The following is a 22,966-nucleotide window of genomic DNA, read 5'->3' as shown; positions in this document are numbered from 1 at the left end:
GAGCGCTGCCGCGATTCGCACGCAAGAACTGACGCGCGCGCTCACGGATGGGAGTAGATATCTTGCTGCTGCGGGTTTGCGCCGCCATGCTGCCGATAGCTGACGCGCCGGAAGAACAGGCTCATCCGCGCGAACAGGGTGCTTGGATGGCGGGCGTTCTGTTTCCCGTTCAGCCGTGCGTTTTGTTGCGCATCCGGCGTTGCGGCACGGCGGTCCTGCTGGCCGGCGCGGCTGGTTTTCAGTGTGCGGCTGGAAGAGGATGACGCTGCGTTGGAATCGGTCGATCCGGTCACTCGGCGGGTCGAATGGAGCGAAGGCGTGGTTGCCGCGGAGGCGGTGGACGCAGCGGGCGTGACGAGGCTGGTGTCGTCGGGACCGGCCGGTGCAATCGCAGCCGACTGCGCCCGCGCAACCTGTCCCGACCAGACCGCCTGCTGACTGCCCTCTTCGATCTGTTGGCCCGGGGTGCTGCTGCCTGCCGGTTCGCGCGCGGCTTCGGTCGCCGAAGTATTTCCGATTACGGGCAACGCCTCCGTTTGCGCCGAAACTATCTGTCTGACTGGTTGGCTGTTCGCCGCTGCTGGCGCGCCCAAAGACTGCCGCGCGCTCGCCATGGCGTCGGCATACGCCTGTTGATCGTGTTCGAACCAGACACCATAGGCGACCGTTCCGACCACCCCCAACGTCAGCGCGCTGGCCGCCGTCACACATAACGCCAGGCGGCTGAAGCGCGGCGCGGGATCGCGCGTGTCGTTTGCGTCGCGCAAATCTTCAGCCGGGAAATCGGCCTGAGCGCCGTTCGCGTCGGATTGCGGCAAATGTGTGTCGTTAAACATCGCAATACGCTCCGTAACACTCCCGTCTGATGACTCATCAGACTTTCATCACACGATTCGCAAGGTCGCTACAAGCATTGCTAAAGCAATGTAACTCGCGCACTGCCCGCCGACAATACACCTTGGCGATGCTTTAAACGCTACGGCGCGATGCGGATTGATGTGGGGAAAGTCCGGTAAAAAATGCAGCGCGGCGTGGTGCGCGATGAAAGGCACTGGATCAACACTGGCGCGTTTTTACAGACAAAAACATGCGATCGATCGCTACGCAAATTCGATTGCCCGGCCCCTGCCCGCCCTTCGTCAAATCTGCCTATCACCGCGTCAAAGCCACTTCAAAAGCCGCTTTAAACGCCCAAACCCTCGCGAATCGTCTGCGGAACCTGTACTGTTCAGAATTTTCGTAACAGTGCGCACGTGGCGCAAACGCCACGCCGGGCCGCGAGCGGATTCCGCTCGCTGTCATCGGTCTGCCTACCGACATGTCGAACGTCTACCACCACAAACCGCTCACGCCGTTTCGCCGCGCTCTCGCGCGTTTTTCCCTCTCCGAACCCGCGAAATACACCAAGCTGGCGCTCGGTCTCTGGATCGGTTTCGCGATCCCGTCACTACTGGGTTTTCCCGAAGCCGCCGTGTCGCTGGCCGGTTCGGCGATGCTGACGCTGGCGCTCGGAAGCTCTATTTCGGCGGCCCGCAGCTACTTTTACAAGCGCGTTCTGTCCAACGTCGTGGCGATGCCGCTAGGCACGCTGCTGATCTGGGCGACCGCGCCGCACCTGTGGCTCGGTGCGTTGTTATTGCCGTTCGTGATCTTCGCGATCGTCAGCTTGCGGCCTTCCGTGTTCCAGATGACCAGCATCACCGTGCCGATGACGCTCGTTCTCTATACCGGCGAGCACATCTCGCTGGTCGAACAGCGGTTGATCGGCGTCGTGCTGGGCATGCTGCTCGGTTTCATCATCCAGCAGGTCGCGTTCCCGCCCGATCACGGTTTCTGGGCGAACACGCTGGTCAACGACGGCAATGAAGAGTCGACGGACACGCTCGCGCAGCTCGCCGCGGGCGACCTCGAGCGTGCGCAACTCAAGCCGGCCACCGCGAAATTGCGGGTGCTCAGCACCAACCTCAAACAGGCGCACACGCTGCTGAAAACCGACATCGAGCAGGCTTGGGTTTCTCCGCACCTCAAGCGCAACCGGGTGCGGGGGCCGCTGTTCGCGTGCTATCAGGAGACCTTCGATTCGTTGGTCAATTTCCTCGAAACCATGGACACCTTTCACGACCAGTTCGCCGCGCTCGACGCGCCGTGGCGTGAAGCTTTTCTCGCCCGGCTCGCGCGACTCGTGGCGGCGCACCGGCAGCTGGCCGAGGCGGCCGACCTGCGCGAGGAGCGTCCGCCGCTGTCGGCACCGCCGTTGCAGATGGAAGAGTTGAGTCATCTGATCCAGGACCTTCCCGTCACCAATGTATTCACGAGCGTGTACCTTGGTCATTTGACGGGTTACGGCATTCTGCTGTGCCGTCTGAGTGAGTTGCATACCGCCTGACGTTAGTCCGCAGACGGTCCGCACTGGTAATCCGCTCACTGCACCGTGATCGTTTCCTTCATGTTCGGATGAATGCCGCAGAACACGTTGTAGACGCCGGGTTTGTCGAACTTGTACTGGTACGAGTCGTTCTGATCGAGCGCGGCGGAGCGGAACATGCCGGCGTCGTTGACGACCGTATGCGGTTCGCCGTCGAGATTCTTCCAGGTCACGGTCGAGCCGGCCTTGATCGTCAGTGCCATCGGCGAGAACATGAAATTCTTGATGACGACCGCGCCCGGCGTTTCGGCGCGTGCCAGTGGCAATACGATGGTCGTCGTCGCAACCGATACAGCGACAGTCGCTGCGCGTCCCAGCAGATATATCCACGTGCGGTTGAAGAAATTAGTTTGCATGACTGATCTCCGGTATTAAAAAAATGGCTGATATCAAACCAGCGTGGTGTCGGCCAGCGTCGCTTTCAGCGGATGCTCCGCGATGCTGATACGCGTGACACCCAGCATTTTCGGAAGCTGATCGCTTGCGACGGTGAGCGGCCCAGGGCCGGTGCCGTTGCCCGCTGTCGGCTGCGGGTACGCGGTTGAACGCGCGGTGTGAAACGTGATGTTGCCTTCCACCTTCGAGACAATCTGATGAATGTGGCCGTTGAGCACCGTCACCGAACCGAAGCGCTTCAGATAACTCATCGCCTGACCGGCGTCACCGGTGCCCCATCCCCACGGTTCGTAGATCGTCCACATCGGCATGTGGGCAAAGACGACGATCGGTGTGCTCGATGAGCGTCCCTTGAGATCGTTTTCAAGCCAGGCCAGTTGCTCGTCTCCAAGCCCCCCCAGGCCGTTCGGCTTGAAGTGCATCACGTTGACGAGACCGACAAAATGCACGCCCTGATGATCGAAGCTGTAGTAGCCCCGGTTGTCCGATGCCTGGCCGAAGCGTTTGAAGTATTCGGTACCGGGGCCGTCGGTCACGTCGTGTTCGCCGGGCACCGTGTGCAGTTCGGTGATGTTCAGACCTGACATCAACTGCGCCGCCAGATCGAACTCAGAGGCTTTGGACAGATGCGTGATGTCGCCGGTGTGGAGGGTCAGCGCCGGCTTGACGGGCATCGCGTTGACGTACTCGATGGTCTGCTTCAGCGTGCCCGCCACGTCCGGGTTGGCTTCCTTGTTGAAGCCGATATGCGAGTCGCTGATCTGCAGAAAGAGCGGCACGCCCTTGCTTGCCGCCGATGAATTCGCGTCGGCCGCCAGCGCCAGTTCGACCGGCGTGAGGACGCCACCGGCCAGAACGAACACGGTGCCCAGTCCGCCGAATGCGAGGCACTTCAACGCGCCGCGACGCGCGGGATCGAATGAATGATGTGATGACATGTTGACCTCAAGATGAAGACTCGCAGGCCGGTTGCGGGTTAGTCCGGCGGCCCTTCGCGACTCGGTTCATCAGGCAGGACTGGGGTCGGCCGGGTTTTATTCCGGCTTTTTTGCGGGCCAGGGTTTTCTCTGGTCCGTCTGGCCAGACGTTTTCTCTCCTGACTACAAAACATGCCTGAAAAGCATGCCCACCCACTTATAAAGTCTTTTTCTTCCGATCAGACAGCCTCTACATTTCACTCAAGGCAGATGTTTAGAGCAGATCGCAACCCGCTGAATCACTCGCGAGACGCTCTGCCCCATACCGCAAACACATATCTAGCAAGGAGCTGAAAATGAACCAGCCTGTCATCCTGATTACCGGCGCACTTACCGGCATCGGTCGCGCCACGGCCTTTGCCTTCGCCACCAGCGGTGCAAGACTTGTCGTCTCGGGACGTCGTGAAGCTGAAGGCAGGACGCTCGAAAAGGAACTGCGCGAACTGGGTGCGGACGCACATTTCATCCAGGCCGACGTGCGTCGCGACGAAGAAGTCGCGAATCTCGTCGATCAGACCGTGGCCCGCTTTGGCCGCATCGATGCCGCCGTCAACAATGCGGGCACCGAAGGTCAGCCGGGCGCGATCACGAACCAGACCGCCGAGAGCTACAGCGCGACCTTCGACACCAACGTGCTCGGCACGTTGCTCAGCATGAAACATGAGCTGCGCGTGATGTCCGCGCAAAAGAGCGGCAGCGTGGTGAATATATCGTCGACCTATGGTCATGAACCGTCGAGGCACCATTGCAGCATGATTCACTCCGGTCAATCACGCGGCTCGCGGAGGCTGCGCTCGTCGGCACAGTACGCGCAGACCCTGATTACGTCTCGGGCGAACAGCACGAACAGGAGGAACGACGAGCATTATTTTGCGCAACCGGATAACGGGCGAACTGTTCCGCCGCCCGACGCTTGGTGACCAGGTCCGCGCCGAAGCGCGCCGCCGTGGCATGCCCTGGGCGGCAAACGCGGAGGTTTATGCTCGCCGCGCCGAAGCCTGGTACGGTCGGCGTCCGTGCAAGGGCGACGACCCTCGGACCGTATTCGACGCGGTCCTTGGCGCGCGGTAATTACTCGTAGGAGGCAGCTCCGTTCACGTTGACGTCTCCTGCGGCTCCCGCGCGAGATGCTGCATCTGCGCCCAGGCCGCAACGAATCGGTGATACGGCTCGCGGGCTGTGAGCCGGTCATGGATCGACAGCCCGCCCGCGATGGCAGTGTGTTCGGCACAGGTCACCGTCCATGCTTCGCCCGCGTCGACGCGCGAACTAATCGCGTCGAGCGCGGATTCAGCCGCCGCGAGCTGCTTCGCGTTCACGCCTTCGCGTCCGGCAAGAAATCGCGCATGCCAGATCGCCTGCAGAAGCGTGGCGGCCTCATCGAAGCTGCCGTCTCCCGCCGCCAGTGCTGATAGCGCGAGATGATATTCGAGCGAGAGCGCGCGGGCCTTCTGCACTGGCAGCGGAAGTAGCATTTCGCGCGAGAGCCGTCTTTGTTTCATTTGCGCCATCTTCAGAACTGCGCTGCTTCGCTATTTGCACGACAACACGACGACGCCGCCGATGGTTTGCGCCTTCGGCAACGTAGCCGAGTAGCCGAGCGCGACTAGTGGCTGCGTCGCGTCATGTCCCACGACAACCGACTGGATCGACAGTTGACCTGTTGCCGACGTGCCGTTCAGCGGTGCCTGTGTATTGGTCAGCGTGTAGTTGGTATTGGCCAGATTGATCGACATGCTCAGATTATTGAGCGTGCGCGTTCCGAGATCCAGCGCGGCAGAGGCCGTACCGAGCGTACCCGAAGCGCTGCCGTCAGTGCTGGCTACCGTATCCGCGATGACCTGCGTACAGGCCAGCGTTCCGCTCGTTGCGGTCAGCGCGAGCGGCGTGCCCACGGCGTAATGAACGCCATGCGCGAGGTTGTAGGTGTTGCCGTCCGTATCCATGGCTGCATTCCATCGACCGATCGCCACGTCGCTACCGACACCCTGAATATCCGAAACCGCGCCATGCTCAAGTCCAAGACAGTCAGTCGCGGCAGCCGATGACGCCAGCGTCGTGAATGCGCCGCTCGCCTGTTGTACCTGACTCGAAGCCGGGGCGGCAGGCGCAGTGAAATTCCGGTTCTTCTGATAGGCGACCGGCAAGCTCGGCACAACCACGACCGCCAGCGTGCCATTACTGGCGGCTACCTGCGAGGCCGATCCAGAGTAGGTGAAGCTGCCGTTCGGGCTGCAAGCTACCTGAGCCGATGCCTGTGGGGGAGTGGCCGAAGGCGATTCGGTCGCGGGCGTAGACGACGTCGCGACGGACGGACTGTCATCGCTGCCTCCACACGCGGGAAGCGAAGCTGCGATCAGTACAACGGCGAGAAAACTGCGACTACGGAAAGACTCTTGCATAGTATTGCTCCCGATTTGTCACTTCATCGGACTGACTACTCAAAACTGCCCCATCACCTGAAATCCAAGCGTTACGCTTGGCGCGGGAAAACCGGACGGCGCATAGATGGGTGTACCTGCGAAGACGTCGTAGCTGAAGGTACCGAGCCGCGAGGGAACTGAACCTTTCACGCCGATAGCCGCGCCGGCGAGCTGCGTACCTGCGAGATTCGCGATAGACGGACCCCAAAGGTGACCGTAATCGAGGCCCGCATAGAGAACCTGTCCTGTCTGTCCGAGCGGATACTGGAGCTCGTTACGCCAATAGAAGCCTTTCTCCGCGGCGAGCATCTTCTGACCGCTAAAGCCGCGCACCGTATAGCGACTCCCGATCGTCAGGTCGTCGATATAGTTCAGCTCGTCGTTCGTGAACTGCCCGTGTACGGTGCCGACATAGCGAAGCGCCTTCCCGGCGACCGTGAACGGGACGGAAACGTTTGCGTCCAGCGTCGCCAAATGAAAGTAGTAGGTCGGTCCACCGGGCGTATCCGGCATCGCGCCGAACGCGCCGATACCCTGTCGATACGCAAGCGTGCCGTCGAACTGCGCCGCGCCGATGTAATGCCGGTTGGTCAGACTCGCCTCGATAAACGTATTGTCGCGATGCTGCTGCGGGATTTCGGTGTCCTCGATAAAGCTCGCGCCCCATCGCTTGATAAGCTGGAACTCGACACCCAACACATCGTTCTGGCTGCGATGGATAACGCGCTCAAGTTTGAAGTCCGCCGTCTGCGCGTTGCCGCTTGATACGAACGTCTGATTGACCCCGGCAATCTGCTGGTAGTACGTATTCGTATAGCCGTAGAGCGTACCGGTCCAGTAGCCCCATGGCACCGCGTACGAGGCATTCCAGCCGTGCGTACCGAGGTCGTGATTGCCGAACTGGAGATCCTGATTGAAGCCCCCCGAAAGTACGTCATTCAGGCCGAGGGGGTTGTATAGCGCGAGCGATACGTTACCGATGTACCGCCCCGTTTCGTCTGTGCCCGAGTTGTCTGCCGAGACGACGAGCGACCACGGCTTGGTGCGCTTGACGGTCACGACGACGTCGCTTTCGCCGGGCGATGTGCCGGGCACGATCTGCATGGTCGCGTCCTGGTTCGGCACGCGCTTCATCTGTTCGAGACCCTGCTCAAGGTCGCGCAACTGGAGAACGTCGCCGTCGCGCGCGGGGAACGCAGTTTTGAGGGTGCCGCGCGTATCGGCGTCTGCAAACTTCAGATTTCGGATAACGCCAGGTATGAGGGCGAACTTGAGCGTCCCTTTCGACAAGTCCTGTGCAGGCAACAGGACGCGCGTCGTAATGTAGCCACGACTCAGGAGGACACCTTGCAGGCCCTTGGTGAGAACTTCGAGGCCCTGTTTGCCGACGCATTGGTCCGCGTAATGACGTAGCCATTCATGTAGGAATGCGAACGGGTCCTGCGGCAAAAACGACGCGCCTTTCATGCGAACGGCCTCCGGCAATGTGTCCGGTACCTCAACCGCGAACGAGTCGATACGGAAACACGGCGACTCGACGGGCAGGACCGGCCATTCTCCCGCCACAGGCGCAGCCGGGCGCACGACCGGCGCGGCAACTGTCGCCGCGCGTTGCTGCGCGTCGCGTTGCTGCTGGATCTGCTGGTTCTGTTCGGCGTTCGTGCGGGCCGCTGCTGCGGTGTCGGCTGGCGAAGGCGCTTGTTGAGCGTTTGACGCGAGTGATACCAGGGCTGTGAACGGCAGTGCCGCCAGCCTTCTTTGGATTTTCATATTGTATTTTCGGTAGACATGCGAGCCGGACCGAGGCCCGGCATCCAATTACGACTTGTTTTCCTCGTCGTCCTTCTTTTCTTAGCTCCTGCGCGCTTTCTTGTAGCTGTTTTCGAACGGCTTGATATTCAGCAATTTAGCGCGACTTGTCATGCCGCCAACAAGCGCAATAGCGAAACCGGAAAGCAGCAGGACTCTCGCCCAAAGGATCGGAAGGTTGCATTCGACGGCCATGACCGCAAGCGCTATCCCTATATATGACCGCGACAGAAGCCGAGGCCATGCTGCAACGACGCAGCACACGCAACTGAACAACACACTCAAACAACAAACCCCGCTAGCGCCGGGTTTGCTGCTTCAGCTAAAGAAGACGTTCTTCACCACCACGTACGCAATGAAACCCATCATCGCGGTGAAGACGATCAGGAATGCAATTCGACTACGACGCGATCGGGTAGAAGACGAGAATGGGAAACTCGGCATCACATCACCATTTCATTCGGGTTTGGCCTTGGTCAACGGAATACCCTCCGCCGACAGTCCCAATATTAGTAGTTTTGCCGAGATTCAGCCCGGCACCGACGCCTATCGCTGTGGCAGTTCCATTGCCAGGTGAATACATCAAACCACCACCGACAAAGTCGTACGCTCCCGTCACCCCCCCGGCGTAACCGCCTGCAAAGTTATTTGCTTGCCCGGGGCTTACAGTTGGGGAATTGAGCCATACGGCAGAAATGCCGACACCAGCATTAACCGGATTGGGAACATTCAAGTTCAGCCCACCGCCAAAGAACGCGCTCCCATCTCGCGTAAATGTCCCCCATACGCTGCCGACGAAGTAGTCCACCTGGAAATTCACCATGTCTGGGGCGCGAACCAACCCGGGATTGGAGCCGGTCGTCGTCGCCTGATACGTCAGGCCGACGCCCTGCGCCCCCTTCACAATATACGCCTGCAAATCGGGATCGCCCGGCCCAAGGCTTTGCGCCCACACCTGTTGTCCCGCCTGATTCACGCCATACGGTTGCCAGTCGGTTCCATCCTGCGGCTGCGTGCCCGTCGCCACCCGCACACCTCCTGATTCCGTCTGCCCGTTCACCGTCAGGTTCATCAGCGCCATCTGGTTTTCCACGTCCTGCTCGGTGTACTGGCCGTTGCTTTTCGCCGCAAGCTGCTGCGCGAGCGGCTTTTCCTGCGGATGCAACTGCCGGTTGTAAAGGTCCGCGCCCAGTGCACCATTCGCCCCACTCATCGCACCCGATGTACCGCCAACGGCACCCCCGGCAAGTGCACCCGCTGCACCCGCCGCAATGTTCCCAAGCAGCGCACCGCCAGGCGTACCACCCGCCGCACTGCTGACAATGCTGCCCACCTCATCGCCCGCGACCGTACCCGCCACGGCTCCGGCTACATTGCCGCCACCCATCGCCGCACCTACAGCGGCGACGGCGGCATGCGCGGCGATACGCGCTGTTCCATCATCGCCCCACAAGGCCATCTGTGCATTTGCCGCATTCAGGTCGGCCTGGGCCTGCTGCGCAGCCGCCTGATCGCCTGATGCATTAGCAGCATCCAGCTGCTTCTGAGCTGCTGCCGCGTCATCGTACGCCTTGTCATAGAGGTGCTGCGCCACATCGCCCACCACCTGCATGCCGACCTGCACGGCACCCTGCTGGACCGCCATGTCGTTCTGCACGTCCTGCGCATTGAACGTATTGGCAACCGAGCCGTTCGCATTCGCGGTGTCGCGACTGAGGCCCGCCGTGCTGTCCTGCCCCGTTCCCGCATCACCACGCACGGTGATCGTGCCGGGGCTCACGGCTGTGTAGGTTGTGCCCGATGCGCTATCGCTCGTGCCCGCCGCCCCGAAGCCAACCGGCCCGTAGCCCGCCGAGTTCTGCGCGCTTGACTGGCTGTTACCCGCGCGCGTCGGTGCCGACGCATTCACGCCTGCCGGCGCGCTCTTGCCAATTCCTCCACTCACGCTGAAACCGACCGACGTGCCCGAGTAGTCGGCGGTGTTCTGCAGGTTCGTGTAACCGAGCGTTTGCGTCGACAGGGTGTTCTGATCCGGCGTCGCCGTACTCGCGATCACGCCGCCGTCGAGCTGCGTATGATTGCCCACGTTGACGTCGAAACCACCATTACCGGCGTAAATCCCGCTTTGCTGGTTGACCGACTGAAAGTTGTCCTTGATCGTCGCGTCGCTTGCGCTTGCGGTGCCGGTAACAGTCGTCCCGTAGCAGAAAGGCGGCACGCAGATGCTGGCCTGCACACCAGCGCTGGCCTGCTGGCTGTTGTACGTATTCGTATCCTGCTGGCTCGCAATGTTCAGGTCGCGCCCGACGTTCGCCTCGACCGTATTGCCCGCGACTTCCGCACCACGGAGATTCGTGTCGCGGCCACTGGTCATCGTCAGCGTATTCGCAGCATTGACCGTCGTGTCGACATTGGTCACGCCGTTGCCGGTCACGTTGCCCTTTGAACCACTCGCGGCTAGCTCAAGCGTGAAGCCGTTCTGCTGGCCACCGATACCCGCGCCGATGCCAATGCTGCCGCTAGTACTGCTACTGCTGCCCGACTGCTCGCTCGTGTCCTTCGTGCTTTGCAGGGTGATGTCGCGCGCCGCGTTCAGCGTGACGTTCTGTCCGCTGATCTGCGTGCCGCTCGCGGTGATGTCGCCATCGAGCGCCTGGCCGTTCGCATCCTTCGCCCCGCTGCCGGTGGCGACCACCGTCACGTCCCCGCCTGCCGTGAGCGTGCTGCCGTTGTTTGCGACCGTGTCCGACTGCGACTGGCTGTGACTGGTGCCGCCGCCAATACTGACGGTGGCCTTGATCAGCGGCTGGCTCGTCGCGCCCGTTGCCGTTGCAACCTGATACGCGTTGTAGGCCGCGAGTCCCGCCTGGGCCGTATCGAGTGCAGCCAGGCGTGCATCGCCCGCATGCGCCGCGTTGTTCACGCTCTGGTTGACCGTGGCGATGGCATTGCCGACTGCGCCGCCCAGTGCCACGCTCACGCCGAACTGGCTCGCACTCTGGCTCGCGCTGTCCTGCGTGGCGTCCGTGCCCGCATCGAGATTGACATTCTTCCCGATGAGCGTCAGATCCTTTGCCGCCGCGAGATCGGAACCCTGCACGGTCACGTCCTGGTTCGCATCGAGCGTCACGTTGCCGTTGCCGCTCACGATCTGGCTGCGCATCGTGCTTTGCGTCTGCGACGCCGTATCCTGCACGCCATGACTGCTCGACACGCCAACGCTGAAGCCCGTCGAGGTGCCGTTGCTGCCCAGGCTTCCCACCTGATGGCTGCTCGATTCCTGGTGGCTCACATCCGTATCAACACCGGCCATCACATTGATCGCGCCCTGCTGCGCCACCAGATCGACACCCTGCGTACCACTGATGCCCGAGCCAACCACATTGATGTCGCCAGCCTTGCTCTTGACCACGACGCTATTGCCGGACACGACGGTCGCCGTCTGCGTGGCCGACGTTTCGTTACCGTTTGAGGCACTGCTGCCTGCGTTGTAGGGTGACGGGCTCGTCCCGCCAGTGTTAGCCGTGCCACCGATCCAGCGCGCTGCATCACCCAAGCTCGGCGTCGCCAGCGAAATCCCCATGCTGGAACTGCTCGACTGCGAGCTCTGCTGGAGCTGATCGGTCGATGCCTCCAGGTTGACGTTGCGGTTCGCCGCAAGCGTCGTGGTACCGCCCGCGCTGATCGTCGAGCCAATGACCGAGAGGTCACCATCGAGCGGCTGACCGTTCGCCCCCGTCACGGCCCCGCCGGTTGCAGTGATCGACACATTATTGCCGCCACGGATCGTGCTGCCCGAATTCGTCAGGCTCGACATGGCGGTCGTGCTCGAACTCTGGCTGCGCCCGTACGATACTGAAATCGACGGGGTATCCGCTGCGCTCGCGCCAATTTCTGTCAGTGTGTTCTGGGTGCGCTGGAAGCCGTTACCCGATGACGCATCGGCCTTGATGTTACGTGCCGTGTCGAACAGCGTCCCCGTCAAGGCCACCGTCAGGCCACTGGAACGCGCCTCCTGCTGGTCCCGCGACTGCGCGGCGTCCTGACCCGGATCGATCGTGACGTTCTGGCCCGTGATGGCGATGTTGCCCGTCGTGCCCGCGACATCGCCCGCAGCCGTGCCGGCCACGATGTCGCTGCCGCTGACATGGACATCTTTGCCTGCGGAAATCGACACGTTGCCAGCGACGGCACCGACCGCGCTGCGCGACTGGCTCTGTGTCACCGAGCTACCGTTGTAGCGGTCGCTCTGCTCGCTCGACCCGATCGTGACGCCGAGGCCGCCCGAACCCGACAGCCCGGACTCCTTCACCTGGTGGTATTCGCTGTCCTGGTAGGTGTTGGTTGCATCCGTGATATTCACGTTGCCCTGGGCCTGCAGCGACACCTGGTTCGTGCCGACAATGCTGCTACTGGTCACGTTGATATCCTTGCCGCTCTGCACCGCCACACTGTCTGCCGAAATCGTGCTGCCGTCGGCGTAGGTCGCACTCTGGTCGACCTGGTCGACCGTGCTTTTGTGGCTCGCCACGCCGTTATGGCTGCCGGTGCTGGAGACGTCGGAGATATGCGTCTCCGTCGTGGCGCCGACATTGACGTTGCCCGCTGCGGCGAGCAACGCGGTCCCCTTGTCGAGTTCGACGGTGCTGCCGGTCACATTGATATCGTTGCCCGCGACAACCGCCAGGCTGTTGCCGCTGTGCAGGGTCGTCGCAGTCACCGTATCGTCGGACAGGTGCTCCGAGTCGCTGTAGCTGCCGTGGTGGTCGCTGCCCGAACTGTTGCTGTCGATGGTCGAGGTAGCGGTCGCCGCCTGCAGGGTGACGTTGCCCTTCGCGGCGATGATGCCGCCACCGCCCAGGTTGATGTCCGCACCGGTCGCGGTGAGGTTGCCACCGACACCGATTTCCGACACACCACCCACACTCACCGAACTGCCGGTCGTGCTGTTGATGTTCGTATCCGACACGCCATTCGCGCGGGCAACCACCTTGTGTTCGCCGGTCTGCACCGACCCGAGATCGTAGTTGCCCCCCACGGACATGCCGAGGTTACCGCCGACAGTCAGGTTGGCCCCGTTCTGCTCGACGTTGCCGCCCGTGACGATGGCTGCATTGCCCTTGACGTTGAGGTTCGCGATGGGGCCGAGCGTCGTCGTGGTTCGCGTCGCGCCTGTCTCGCTGACCTGATTGACGGTATTCACCGCCGTATTGAGGATAAGGTTGCCGCCCGCGTTCAGCGCGAGACTGCCCGCGTTGACCGTCGCCGAGGTCAGGTCAACATTGCCGGTCGTCGTCAGCGACATCAGGCCGCCGCTTTGCAGCGTACCGAACGCGTTGTTGATCTGCTGGCCCTGGATCGAGAGCGTATTGCTCGCCTGAACCGTCCCGCTATTGTTGAAGGTTTGCGCGTTCTGGAGGTCGATATCGGTCGCGGCAATCAGCGGCCCGTTCATGTCCTGCTGGCTGGCCTGGGCGAGATAGACGACCGGCACCAGCACAGACTGGCCGTCCACCACCTCGGTCTGCATGATGATCACGTTGCTGGTAAGCGCGGCCACCTGCGCTGCCGACAGGCTCATGCCCAGCGGGAGGTCCAGCGACTGCGCGAGCGACGCGCCTGCACCCAGCAGCGCTTCGTACATCGACTGTGTATCGCTATAGGGGCCGAGTACGGCCTTGCCGGTCAGCGATGTGATCTGGTTCTGCACGAGCTGCTGTTCGTACAGCCCGTCGCCGAGGCGCTTTTCCACGGCCTGCGGATTCAGCCCAAGCTGTTGCAGATAGTAGTTGCTCGAAATGAATGATGTCTGGCTGGTAAACGCCGGATTCGTCTCGATCAGGTACGGCGCATTCGGCGCGGTATCCCTGTGGAACAGGCCACCCTGGGGAATCGTCAGGTTGCTCAGGACATTGACCGCCGTCGCGCTGGCGATGATGGGATTAACCTGCGCCAGATTGCCGCCGACCGCCCCCGCATTGACACCCGTTGCCGACTGCCCTGCCGCAAGACCGAGCGACGGAACACCCGCATTGCCTGCCGTGTTGTTGATGCTGACGCCCGTGCCGGAGAGCGTGCCGCCCGCGACGAAGATCGACTCGTAGCTAGGCAACGCATAGGTGCGGATGTCAGCCGGCGCGACCTGGTAGCCACCCGGATTTGAGGTCTTAAACGTCGCGTTGCCGAACGGTAATTGCCAGTTGTGTTCGGAGTTGTCGTAATTGTCGTAGTGATACTGACCGGAATAGGTCACCTGCACGCCGGGCGCAAGCTGCCCGCGCCAGCTATTCTGGTCGAGCGTCACGGGCGCGGCAATATTGCCGACTGCGGCGACCGCGCTCCAGTAGTTCTGGAACAGGCTCACTTTCGACGCGTCCAGGTTGCCGCCCGCAATGATCTGCGCCTGCGGGCTGATCGCCGTCATCAGGTTTGCGAGCGCCACACCCGTATAGGTGGTGTACTGGTAGGTGCTGTTCCACTGGCCACCATGCGGCGGATCAATCGGCATACCGCCTGGCTGGGCCTGCAACCCGGCGATGACAGCGGGATCGTAGTTAGAAGCATTCGGATCGAACTGGACGCCCATGACCTGCGGATTGCCCGGTCCGCATGCCGCCATGTCAGCGGCTGCGCAGCCAGACAGGCTGATGCCGAACTGCTGGATGTACGGTGAACTCGCATCGAGCGGCTCCACGTAGACCCCGTCGGTCGTCGTCACGCGCCGCGTGTTCGTGACCTGGTTCGCGTACAACCCCATGTCGCCCGCCGACTGGATCAACGCCGACTGGTTGCGGATCAGATTCGCGTTCGTATAGCTCCCGCTCGCATCCTTGCCGCCTGCCAGCACGACCTTGCCGAGACCATAAATCGCGGTCGTCGCCTGCGTATCGGTCATGGTCGTATCGTCGCGGTTCTCGATATCGGGCGCGAGGATTTCGAGCAGGCCGTTACTGTCGGTCGCGCCGATCAGCGCAGTCGGGCCGACGTTCGTGACAGATCGCGTCGCATTGAGCGAGACGCTACCGCCGACAATTGCGCCGGTATTCTCCAGCGTGTTCGAGCGCGTCGTCAGCGCACCGCCCGCCATCATCGCGCCACTGTTGGCGATATCGCTCGCGTTAATGTCGAGATTGTCGGTCGCCTCAAGCGCGCCGCCATTCGCGAACGTGCCGGGGAGCGTAAAGGAGAGGTCGTGACCGGCGTTGAACGCGAAACCGGCGGTCGGTGCAAAGTCACCCTGAATGTTGATTGCGACGTCGTTTGCTGCGCTATAGGCCCCACCGGCCGTCAGCGCCGCCGCGTCGACGGTCAGGTTATGGGTCGCGCCGATCTGCCCGTTCGTGTTCGCGATCGCGCCGGTCGTCGTGATCGCAACGTCACCAGTCGGACCGGCGAAACTGCCAATCACCCCGCCGCTGTTGTCGACGGTATTCGCCTGGACGTCGACGCTTCCGCCGCTGACCTGGCCACCCTGCGTGTTCGAGAGCGCGGAGGTATCGACGGCGACGTTGCCGTTGCCCGTCACGCCGCCGCCGCTGTTGATGATCTGGCTACCGCCCTGGACGGTTGTATTGCCTGTCCCGAGGTTACTGACGAGGCCGTTCGTGTTGTCGATGGAGGCAGCCTGAACGCCGAGCGTACTCGTATCGCCCGCTGCGCCCGTACCCGACTGGATCTGCCCGTTCGTGTTCGTCAGCGTGCCGCCGCCCGCGAACGAAAGCGACCCGAGCGAGCGTACCGCCCCCTGCGTATTGTCGATATTGCCCGCGACGCTTGCCGCGATATTGCCCTGCGCAGCGAATACGCCGCCCGCGTTGTCGAGGCTTCCGGCCTGCGCCGCGATCTGGCCGGCAGTGATGATTTTGCCGCCGACGTTCGCGAGGGCCCCCGACCCGTTGCCCGGCGTGATCGTCAGCGTACCTGCTCCGGCATGCGTAATCGTGCCACCATCGTTGTCGAAGTTGGCTGGAGCGAGTGTGAGGTCCGCACTGTTCGTCTGGATCGTCCCGCCCGCCGAATTGTCGAGCGTATTGCTGACATTGAGGCCCATGGACGACGCGCCATACTGCGTAATCGTCCCGCCGTGATTGAGGAGATCCGTCGCGCGGAGCGCGAGCTGATTCGCCTCGATATCGCCGTCGCTGTTGTTGAGCGTGGAGCCGATCGAGAGCGCCAGATCCGGCGCAACGATCGAGCCGCCGCTATTGCTCATTGACCCGCTCTGGATCGTCCCGTTCGAGGCCGCGGCGACTTCGCCGCCATTATTGTTGAGCGTGCCGCTTGCGAGGCTCAAGTCTGCGTTCGAAAGGAGCTTGCCGTTCGTATTGTTCAGCGCGCCGCCGACGGTTGCGGTCACGCCCGTCTGGCCGAGAACGAAGCCCGCCGCGTTGTTGAACGAACTGGCCCCGGCGACGACCTTGCCGTTGCTCTGGATGGTACCGCCAGCGTTGGAGATTGACCCCGCGCCATTGCCCGCGTTCAGCGTCAAAGTCCCAGTGCCTGCAAGCGTGATGGTGCCGCCGTCGTTATCGAGCGTGGCCGGTGCAAGCGTCAGGTCCGTGCTGTTTGTCTGGATCGTGCCGCCCGCCGAGTTGTCGAGCGTATTGCTGACGTTGACGCTCATCGGGCCAGTGCCCGTCTGCGTAATCGTGCCCGCGTGATTGACGAGGTTCGTCGCGTTCAGCGCGACACTATTGCCCACCAGTGAACCGTTGTCGTTATCAAGCGTACCCGTGGCGTTCGCCACGACCGAGCCGCCCCCGCTTGTCGTCGCGCCCGCAAGGTTCAAGTCGCCCGCGTTCGCCGTCAGCGAAACGTTACCGTTCGCCGCCGTCTGGCTACCCGTGAGATTGACACTGCTCCCCGAAAGGGTTGCGTTGCTGCCCGCCACGTTCTCACCGGTCGCCGTGAGCTGGCCACCCGTCGAAACGTTGAGACTCCCCGAGTTCCCGAGGGAGCCGTGGTTATTTACACCCGCGCCGAGAATACCCGTCGAGTCGAGCGACCCGGCATTAATGGCGGCGTTCTGTTGCGCTGCAATGGTGCCGCTGTTCGTCACCGCACCGCTCGAACTGATGGTAGTACCCTGCTGCGCGTAAATAGTCCCGGTATTCGCGACGCCAGTCGCGTTGATGCCGACGTTGCCAGTTGCGGTCATCGTTCCCGACTGAACGAGCTGGCCCGAAGTCGACAGCGTTAGATCGCCCGATTGGGCCGCAATGAAACCGGCGTTGGCCACACCGACGCCATTCTCATTGCTCGTCAGAATGATGCAATTAGCATACATTCCGCCGAGCTGGGAGACGTCGATAGAGACGGCGGGGCGAGCTCCGCTACCTGCGACCGGTGTCGGCGTCAGGCTCGCATAGTCGATATTGTTCGAGCCGGTTGTGACGTTCAAGGCGTTCGCATAAATCGCCGCGTTGACCTGCACGGCACGCGCCAGGAGGTCAACCTCATCGATATTTGAGGCATTGAGGCCCGCGCCCTGGACAGTAATCGAGCCACTCGTTACGTTAAAACCGGTCAGGTTGCCGCTACCGTCGATCAGCGGATTGCCCGTCGTTAAAATCCCTTTCGACGTATTGACAAAGCCGCCGCCGTCGATCATCAGGCCGGAAGAATTTGCTATGACGACAGCGGCGGTTTTCGCGCCCGCAACCTCCACATACCCTCTCAACAACGAGGGGTTGTTGCTGTTGACCTGATTAACGATAATCTTCGCGGCGTCGTTCGGCCCGTAATTCGGGTTGCCGGATATCATGCCCCCGAGTTGCGTATTCACATTGACGGGCGAATTATTCAGAATCGCGCCGTTTTTACTTACGTCGAATTGTGAATATGTATTAAGTGATACACCAGCACTCGAGGGCTTGTTCACGTTAACCTGGGGCAGGCCATTTGCCGTACTGATGGCGCTCGGCGCATGCGCGCCCGACGGTACGATCTGCGCATCGGAGAGAGCGGGAGCTGCCCCGAGCAGAACCAGCGCGGCAAAGGCCACGTGACGCATGGCGAAAAGCGTAATCGGTCGATGCGCGGGCGACGGCCCGGTTTCTCCATGACCTAAACTATGCCCGATTGCGGTTTCTGCGACTGCGACGAGCATCCCCCGGAGCTTGCTAAAAACAAGCCGGTAACAACGGTTATTCATTGCTTGTATCCGTAATGCTGAATGAAGCTCCGACAGTTGCGGAGCGTTTTCCAAACGATTTACGACGCAAGGCCATGAAGGCAGATACACGCCGCTTCCCATTCGCTATGAGCGTGTGGCCGAGTAGACTATCCGTCAGATTAAAATATCACCATCAGATAAGTCTGAATTAATGTCGATCTGACAATATTTGATGATTATTTCGTTATTTCCCGACCTCCATTTCGTAAAGATTCCTCAATATCTGATTTAAATCAGGATGGGACGGCGCGTTGTTACGTCGCGCGAAATGGCTACGCCCGTAATACCCGCCAATAGCAGCAGGGTTACGACCACCGAAGCGACGACAAAGATCGCGGTAACGTCATCCATACCTCTGGCTCCCGTCGAGTCGTTGAGCGGACTTCACGCAAGACTGAGACCGGCGTTCTCGGTCAGGCGCGAGACCAGCAGCGCAAAGAACTCCAAGTCTGCCGGCGACGGATTGCTACCGGCAAGCGGCGATATGCTCGCCTCCGCAGCCGCCGCCACCTGGTACTAGGCGTCGTGATAGCAATAGCACTTGAGACCACACCTTATGATGCATCTCGTTGACAGTCTGAAACACTCGCTGTAATCGCACCCCTTGTTTTACGTCAGTATTTACGTCGAGGAGTTTTTTGATTACGACAATCAGAAAGCTTCGCACCATTGAAGATCGAGCGCGACGCAATGGGCCGTTCGTCAAAACCGACCTCACATCGTCAAGCTTGACAGGAAAGTACGGAGAGTCGACCTCGGCGAGAAGCCTGATAAGTGCCGCCTTTCCCTGCGAAGGTTCATGGCGAAGTAAATGCTGTACGGCTGATCGGATATGCATCCGCGCAAGCTCTGCGGATGGCGAGAAGATCTCGGCTTCGCTCGTCATTGACGGATGCGCGCAGCGGTTCCGGTCCTCTTGTAGCCGTGCCAGGTCGATGTGCTCGACGTGGGAAATCCACTCAAATTTGTCCCTTGCGAGTTCCAATAAGCCGCGCTCAAACGACAGTGATCTATTAATGTCGTTTTTTCGCCGCATCTCGTCGAAGGCTTCCGTTTGCTTGGCAGCCTCCTTGTCGCCCGCTAGCGCCAGTTCCCGTATTTGACAATGATGTCGAACGCAACAGCTATCCAGGTCGCAACGATAGAGGAGCGATACGCGCCCCCTCCATAACATGCCACCGCCTCCCGAATATACGACCTAGCTCCGTCGTCGCGACATTGAAGGACAAGTTCGTCGAGGTCGATCAGCACACAAATCTCCGTAGGTCATTAGGTTGTCTCCGCTGGGGCCACATTGTAAGAGCTATCCATCTTGCTGCCACGGGTCACCCGACCGTATCGCGCCAAGACACCTGTAGCGCCGACCGGCGGAGGCTTTGTGGGCGTTTTCACTATTGATCTCAAGGACTTACATAGAAATACAGCTTGCAAACATGCGGTCGAGGGGATGACGAAATCGGCGGCGCTGGAAGTCGCGCCGCTTGGCGTGCGGGTCAATGCCGTCGCGCCAGGACCGACCGACACCGGCATGCTCGACCGCTTCACCGCTACGCCGGAAAACAAGGCTGCGCTCGCCGCGACGGTACCGCTTGGGCGTATCGGCAAGCCCGACGAAGTGGCCCGCGCGGTTCTGTTTCTGGCATCGGACGCGGCGTCGTTTGTGACGGGGCAGATCGTTTCCGTCGATGGCGGCAAGACTGCGGGTTGATCAGCAAACGGCGTTCGTCGTAGCGATGCATCGATGGGTTGTCTGTGCGCGAACCGTCTATCGTCATAGGCGGTTCGCTATCCGTCGAATCGCCGGTTCGCTATCCACTAACCGCCGCAACGATCCGTGCACGCATTGCCGGATCAGGCAACGCGCCCGAACCCGCGCGAGCATTGTCAGCCATATATTGCGGACGCCCGGTGCCGGGAATCACTACCGTCACCGCAGGTTGCGCGAGCACGAACTTCAGCAGTATCTGCGCCCAACTCGTGCAGCCGATTTCCGCCGCCCACGCAGGCAGCGGCGTTTTGCCGACTCGCGCGAGCAAACCGCCGCCGCCAAAAGGCTGATTGATCACCACCGCAATGCCGAGTTCGGCGGCGAGCGGCAAGATGCGCTGCTCGGCCGCGCGGTCGTCCGCCGCGTAGTTGATCTGGACGAAGTCGGGCTTTTCACTGCGCATGACGGCCGCGACCTCATCGAATGCACTCGACGTGTAATGCGTAATGCCGATATAGCGAATCCGCCCTTGCGCTTTCCATTCGCGCAATGTGGCGAGTTGCGTGCGCCAGTCGAGCAGATTGTGAACCTGCATCAGATCGACACGCGGTTGCTGGAAGAGACGTAGCGATTCTTCCATTTGCGCGATGCCCGCATCGCGTCCTGTGGTCCAGACCTTCGTGGCAATGAAGGCTTTACTATGGGCGTCGAGTTGCGTGAGCAATGCGCCGGCGACCGCTTCCGACGAGCCGTACATCGGCGATGAATCGATCACCGAGCCGCCCGCTTCGAAGAGAATCCGCAGGACGTCGGCGAGTTGTGCACGCGCGGCAGGGTCGTTGCCGACATCGAAGGTGCGCCAGGTCCCGCAGCCGACCATGGGCAATCGCTCGCCGGTGGATGGGATCACTCGTTGCCCGATGCGAGGCAACGCCGGGCTGGCTGCTTGTGATTGCAGTTGTGATTGTGGTTGCGATTGCGGTTGCGACGAAGCCGGAGCTTGCGCCTGTGCCGATACCCACGCCGGTAAAGCAAGCGAAGCCGGCAAGCCGATCGCCGCCCTCCTTGCCGCGCGCAGAAAACGCCTTCTGGCAAGGCTCGGCGCGTCGTCCTTCAACGAAAATGCCATAACGTGCCCTCGATTCGCAAGCGGTATAGTGAGTCTGCACGATACGGCAATTCGGCGCGATGCGCCGGAGAGAACATCGGCGATGCGATTCGAAAAGCACTCGAAGAAATCCAGCCTCTATTTGAAGACATGCCCACAGAACGGCAGACTGCCGGCTTGCGTGAAAACCGCAGCCGATCCGATGCGCGCATCCAGCGCGAACCGGTCGGCGGCCATTGCAGAGCCGGCCGCCGCCGCAATCGCGATGACCGCAATCGCCATACGCCGCCATCAATTCACCCGACCGCCAGCGGTGTTCGACACGCTACGCCAACTCGCGAGAAGGGTCATCGTCAGTGCAACGATTGCGCAGCACATGAGCGGCCTCTCATTTATTCATCGTGGTATGCGTGGGTCGTGCGGGAAACGGATTGCGCCATGCGTCGAGTGAATTCAGCTGATCGTGCCAGCGCTGTACCTCGGCAAATTCGCCGACCGGCATCGCCGCATCTTTCGCGTAGGGCAACGTGATGCCCACGGAGAAATCCGCGACCGACATCTCATCGCCCAGCAACCACTTGCGTCCCTTGAGATGCTGATCGAGCACCGCTGCGTGCTTGCGATAAAACCCTTGCGCCTCGGCCACTTTGGCTTCGTCGGGCGCGCCCATTCCGGCCCACGGCTTGATGATGTACTCGAAGTAAAGCGAGCCCCCATGCCGCAAAAGATGCTGACTGTTCCAGCTCATCCAGCGCACTACGTCGATCTGCTGGTGAGCGTTGCGCGGCCAGAGGCCCGACTCGGCCCGCTGTGCCAGATGGCAGAGAATCGCATCGGCCTCCCAGAGACTTCGTTCACCGTCGACAAGACATGGCACCTTGCCATTCGGATTGATTGCCAGATAATCCGGGCGGGTCTGCTCGCCTTTGCCTAGATCGACGAATACGTATTCGATTGGTAATCCCAGGTATCCGGCAAGCGCGCAAGCCTTGCGGGGCGACAAAGTTTCGGCGTAGTAGAGCTTCATCTTTCGACCTCGGTTCGTGGTGGTGTGTAGCGAATAAGCACTGAAACAGGCTGAATTAGTCTTGCCTCACTCCCTTTCCATTCCGACAGGATCAGCAAGCCGGTCGGGACTCGCGGACCAGAAGCGCTCATAGCGCCTTAATCAAGACTTCACCATGTGGTGAACTATAGTCGTTGAACGAACGAGGTCAAGCTTTTTTTGACTACAGCAATCCGTAGCGAATCAATTCTTCCGACAGACCTGCGGCGTCGATAAACCGGTATCCCTGCAGGCCCGCGTCGATCGCGCCGGTTACATTGGCTTGGGTATCGTCGATAAAAAGTGTTTCGGCGGCGCTCGCCCCGAGTTGGTCGAGACAGCCGAGATAAGTTTGCGCCGCCGGTTTCGCCGCGCCGAAGGACGCCGACGAATAAACGTGCGAGCCGAACAGCCGCGCGACGGGCGGATTCAGATAGTCGACGTGATCGGTGAACAGGCGGCAATTGTTGGTGAGCACAGCAATCCGCTGCGTCGCAGCGACTTTGGCGGCCAGCGCGAGCACTGGCTCGTTCGGCGTAATCGACGCGTGGCGCGCGGCCAGCCATTCCGCGCGAGTGATCGGATAGTTCAGCAGCGCGGCCAGTTCGAGCAGATATTCGTCGTCGCTGATTTCACCTGCGTCGGCCCGTGCTTCGAGGCCCGAACCCCAGATCGCGTAACGGACTGTCTCCGCGCTCCGCCCGGTAGACGTCGCCAGATGATCCACCCGCGCAGCGCGGTCGTAGTGCGAGAGAACGCCTTCCATATCGAACAGAACCAGCGTGATGGATGTACTCATGCTGTCGGCCTCGTGACGAACGTTTTGCCGCTCCTATTGTGCATCGACATATCTCTGCTGCCATCGGGCAAAAAATGGCTCGCTGGCCTCAACGATTTTTCG

The 22,966-nt window shown here is 61.2% G+C and carries 13 protein-coding genes and 1 pseudogene; 3 read left to right on the top strand and 11 right to left on the bottom strand.

The window, feature by feature from the left end:
* Positions 1-41 precede the first annotated feature (41 nt).
* On the bottom strand, positions 42-836 hold the full coding sequence (locus tag ABH945_RS23705; RefSeq protein WP_429252118.1) for a hypothetical protein: 795 nt from the start codon (positions 834-836) through the stop codon (positions 42-44).
* 482 nt (positions 837-1,318) lie between these two features.
* On the opposite strand from ABH945_RS23705, the gene ABH945_RS23700 reads away from it, so the two are divergent.
* Positions 1,319-2,386: an aromatic acid exporter family protein gene (locus ABH945_RS23700; protein WP_074768742.1), complete on the top strand. Its 1,068-nt coding sequence runs from the start codon at positions 1,319-1,321 to the stop codon at positions 2,384-2,386.
* 35 nt (positions 2,387-2,421) lie between these two features.
* Here ABH945_RS23700 and ABH945_RS23695 read toward each other — a convergent pair whose 3' ends face one another.
* Together ABH945_RS23695 and ABH945_RS23690 are read right to left on the bottom strand one after the other, a co-directional pair.
* Positions 2,422-2,781, bottom strand: coding sequence for a cupredoxin domain-containing protein (locus ABH945_RS23695; RefSeq protein ID WP_171910289.1), 360 nt, complete (start codon positions 2,779-2,781; stop codon positions 2,422-2,424).
* Between the two features lie 33 nt (positions 2,782-2,814).
* Positions 2,815-3,759, bottom strand: coding sequence for a metallophosphoesterase family protein (locus tag ABH945_RS23690; protein WP_074768744.1), 945 nt, complete (start codon positions 3,757-3,759; stop codon positions 2,815-2,817).
* 335 nt (positions 3,760-4,094) lie between these two features.
* On the opposite strand from ABH945_RS23690, the gene ABH945_RS23685 reads away from it, so the two are divergent.
* Positions 4,095-4,718, top strand: a complete 624-nt coding sequence (locus ABH945_RS23685) for an SDR family NAD(P)-dependent oxidoreductase (RefSeq protein ID WP_429252117.1) — start codon at positions 4,095-4,097, stop codon at positions 4,716-4,718.
* Between the two features lie 174 nt (positions 4,719-4,892).
* Here the strand turns inward: ABH945_RS23685 and ABH945_RS23680 are convergent, their stop codons facing one another.
* The 5 genes from ABH945_RS23680 to ABH945_RS23660 all read right to left on the bottom strand — a co-directional run bounded on the left by ABH945_RS23680 (position 4,893) and on the right by ABH945_RS23660 (position 18,555).
* Positions 4,893-5,300 (bottom strand): hypothetical protein, encoded by a 408-nt coding sequence (locus tag ABH945_RS23680; protein WP_429252116.1) that lies wholly within the window; start codon positions 5,298-5,300, stop codon positions 4,893-4,895.
* A gap of 30 nt (positions 5,301-5,330) precedes the next feature.
* On the bottom strand, positions 5,331-6,200 hold the full coding sequence (locus tag ABH945_RS23675) for a hypothetical protein (RefSeq protein WP_429252115.1): 870 nt from the start codon (positions 6,198-6,200) through the stop codon (positions 5,331-5,333).
* A gap of 39 nt (positions 6,201-6,239) precedes the next feature.
* A complete protein-coding gene (locus ABH945_RS23670) occupies positions 6,240-7,991 on the bottom strand; it encodes a ShlB/FhaC/HecB family hemolysin secretion/activation protein (protein ID WP_429252114.1) in 1,752 nt (583 codons plus the stop codon).
* A gap of 487 nt (positions 7,992-8,478) precedes the next feature.
* Positions 8,479-18,183, bottom strand: a complete 9,705-nt coding sequence (locus ABH945_RS23665) for a hemagglutinin repeat-containing protein (RefSeq protein WP_429252113.1) — start codon at positions 18,181-18,183, stop codon at positions 8,479-8,481.
* Positions 18,184-18,432: 249 nt separating this feature from the next.
* Positions 18,433-18,555 carry a hypothetical protein gene (locus ABH945_RS23660; RefSeq protein WP_429252112.1) on the bottom strand — a complete coding sequence of 41 codons (123 nt, stop codon included), beginning with the start codon at positions 18,553-18,555 and terminating at the stop codon, positions 18,433-18,435.
* Between the two features lie 1,078 nt (positions 18,556-19,633).
* On the opposite strand from ABH945_RS23660, the pseudogene ABH945_RS23655 reads away from it, so the two are divergent.
* A pseudogene (locus ABH945_RS23655) lies at positions 19,634-19,912 on the top strand (SDR family NAD(P)-dependent oxidoreductase); the annotation flags it as partial.
* A gap of 100 nt (positions 19,913-20,012) precedes the next feature.
* Here ABH945_RS23655 and ABH945_RS23650 read toward each other — a convergent pair.
* The 3 genes from ABH945_RS23650 to ABH945_RS23640 all read right to left on the bottom strand — a co-directional run bounded on the left by ABH945_RS23650 (position 20,013) and on the right by ABH945_RS23640 (position 22,864).
* Positions 20,013-21,041, bottom strand: a complete 1,029-nt coding sequence (locus ABH945_RS23650; protein WP_429252111.1) for an aldo/keto reductase — start codon at positions 21,039-21,041, stop codon at positions 20,013-20,015.
* Positions 21,042-21,408: 367 nt separating this feature from the next.
* Entirely contained in the window at positions 21,409-22,047 is a 639-nt protein-coding gene (locus ABH945_RS23645; protein ID WP_429252110.1) for a glutathione S-transferase family protein, read from the bottom strand.
* Between the two features lie 202 nt (positions 22,048-22,249).
* Positions 22,250-22,864, bottom strand: a complete 615-nt coding sequence (locus tag ABH945_RS23640) for an HAD-IA family hydrolase (protein WP_429252109.1) — start codon at positions 22,862-22,864, stop codon at positions 22,250-22,252.
* Positions 22,865-22,966: the final 102 nt, after the last annotated feature.

Origin of the sequence: Paraburkholderia sp. GAS333 (assembly GCF_050435665.1) — a bacterium.
Taxonomy (GTDB): domain Bacteria; phylum Pseudomonadota; class Gammaproteobacteria; order Burkholderiales; family Burkholderiaceae; genus Paraburkholderia; species Paraburkholderia fungorum_A.
Note: the sequence above shows the minus strand (reverse complement) of the source record. Positions and strands in the feature narration are given on the sequence as shown.

Bases quoted from the DNA above. Each gene is read 5' to 3' on its own strand.
- ABH945_RS23705 (WP_429252118.1), bottom strand. From the start codon at position 836: ATGTTTAACGACACACATTTGCCGCAATCCGACGCGAACGGCGCTCAG.
- ABH945_RS23700 (WP_074768742.1), top strand. From the start codon at position 1,319: ATGTCGAACGTCTACCACCACAAACCGCTCACGCCGTTTCGCCGCGCT.
- ABH945_RS23695 (WP_171910289.1), bottom strand. From the start codon at position 2,781: ATGCAAACTAATTTCTTCAACCGCACGTGGATATATCTGCTGGGACGC.
- ABH945_RS23690 (WP_074768744.1), bottom strand. From the start codon at position 3,759: ATGTCATCACATCATTCATTCGATCCCGCGCGTCGCGGCGCGTTGAAG.
- ABH945_RS23685 (WP_429252117.1), top strand. From the start codon at position 4,095: ATGAACCAGCCTGTCATCCTGATTACCGGCGCACTTACCGGCATCGGT.
- ABH945_RS23680 (WP_429252116.1), bottom strand. From the start codon at position 5,300: ATGAAACAAAGACGGCTCTCGCGCGAAATGCTACTTCCGCTGCCAGTG.
- ABH945_RS23675 (WP_429252115.1), bottom strand. From the start codon at position 6,200: ATGCAAGAGTCTTTCCGTAGTCGCAGTTTTCTCGCCGTTGTACTGATC.
- ABH945_RS23670 (WP_429252114.1), bottom strand. From the start codon at position 7,991: ATGAAAATCCAAAGAAGGCTGGCGGCACTGCCGTTCACAGCCCTGGTA.
- ABH945_RS23665 (WP_429252113.1), bottom strand. From the start codon at position 18,183: ATGAATAACCGTTGTTACCGGCTTGTTTTTAGCAAGCTCCGGGGGATG.
- ABH945_RS23660 (WP_429252112.1), bottom strand. From the start codon at position 18,555: ATGGATGACGTTACCGCGATCTTTGTCGTCGCTTCGGTGGTCGTAACC.
- ABH945_RS23650 (WP_429252111.1), bottom strand. From the start codon at position 21,041: ATGGCATTTTCGTTGAAGGACGACGCGCCGAGCCTTGCCAGAAGGCGT.
- ABH945_RS23645 (WP_429252110.1), bottom strand. From the start codon at position 22,047: ATGAAGCTCTACTACGCCGAAACTTTGTCGCCCCGCAAGGCTTGCGCG.
- ABH945_RS23640 (WP_429252109.1), bottom strand. From the start codon at position 22,864: ATGAGTACATCCATCACGCTGGTTCTGTTCGATATGGAAGGCGTTCTC.